Raw genomic sequence first — 1,180 nt, 5'->3', positions numbered from 1 at the left:
CTCTGTACACGACAAAAATAGATAACTCATTGAAATAATGTCACAATAATTGTTTTCTAACGACGAATACTATGACACATCTCAATGAGTTATATCTTATCTTAAACAAATCTCTAAAATGGAACAAGTCACATTTAAAGTGCTTTGCGCTCATCATGCTTGTGATTATTTTAAAGCAAACATGTAATCTTTCTTCTGCATCTAAAGCCTTGCCCATCAAGTGTTTACCACAATCATTTTATCGACGTATGCAGCGCTTCTTTGCAGGTCAGTATTTTGATTATCGTCAAATTTCTCAGTTGATTTTCAATATGTTTTCATTCGACCAAGTGCAACTGACTTTAGATAGAACCAATTGGAAATGGGGAAAACGAAATATTAATATCCTGATGCTCGCAATCGTTTATCGTGGAATAGCGATACCTATCCTTTGGACATTGCTTAATAAACGTGGAAATTCAGATACGAAAGAGCGTATTGCTTTGATTCAACGCTTTATAGCCATTTTTGGTAAAGACCGTATTGTGAATGTGTTCGCAGACAGAGAGTTTATCGGTGAGCAGTGGTTTACATGGTTAATTGAACAAGACATCAACTTCTGCATTCGTGTTAAAAAAACTTCATTGTCACCAATCATTTAGGAAAGAATCATAAAATTAGTGATTTATTTCGCCATCTTAAAGTTGGTCAAATTGAATGTCGTAAACGACGGATTTTGGTTGGTCGGGTGAAACTATATATAAGTGCACTACAGTTAGAAAATGGAGAGCTTTTACTCGTCGTTTCTCCTCAGTTTAATGCCAATGCTATTCAGGATTATGCATTACGCTGGGAAATTGAAACCTTATTCAGTTGTCTCAAAGGACGCGGGTTTAATCTTGAAAATACGCGCTTGACAGACCCTAGACGAGTGAAAAAATTGATTGCGGTGTTAGCTATAAGCTTCTGTTGGTGTTACTTAACGGGTGAATGGCAACATAATCAAAAAAAAGCGATAAAAATAAAGAAGCATGGACGACTCTCAATGAGTTTATTTCGCTATGGTTTAGACTATGTTCAAATGGCGATTCAGCGTTTAATTGGTTTTGGGAAAAAAGAAGAGTTTAAGGAAATTTTGGCAATTTTAAGAAAGCAGAATCCTGATAGGATAAGGGTTCTGTGAAATTTGTCGTGTACAGAG

At 35.8% G+C, this 1,180-nt stretch carries 1 protein-coding gene; it reads left to right on the top strand.

Features of this window, described 5'->3' with window-relative positions:
• The first annotated feature begins 71 nt into the window (after positions 1-71).
• A protein-coding gene (locus tag FTU62_RS17235; protein WP_085940648.1) for an IS4-like element ISAba1 family transposase occupies positions 72-1,162 on the top strand; the annotation gives its coding sequence in 2 pieces (ribosomal slippage) (positions 72-612 and positions 612-1,162; 1,092 coding nt in all).
• Positions 1,163-1,180 lie beyond the last annotated feature (18 nt).

The organism is Acinetobacter sp. YH12126 (genome assembly GCF_013418745.1).
Lineage (GTDB): Bacteria > Pseudomonadota > Gammaproteobacteria > Pseudomonadales > Moraxellaceae > Acinetobacter > Acinetobacter amyesii.
Note: the sequence above shows the minus strand (reverse complement) of the source record. Positions and strands in the feature narration are given on the sequence as shown.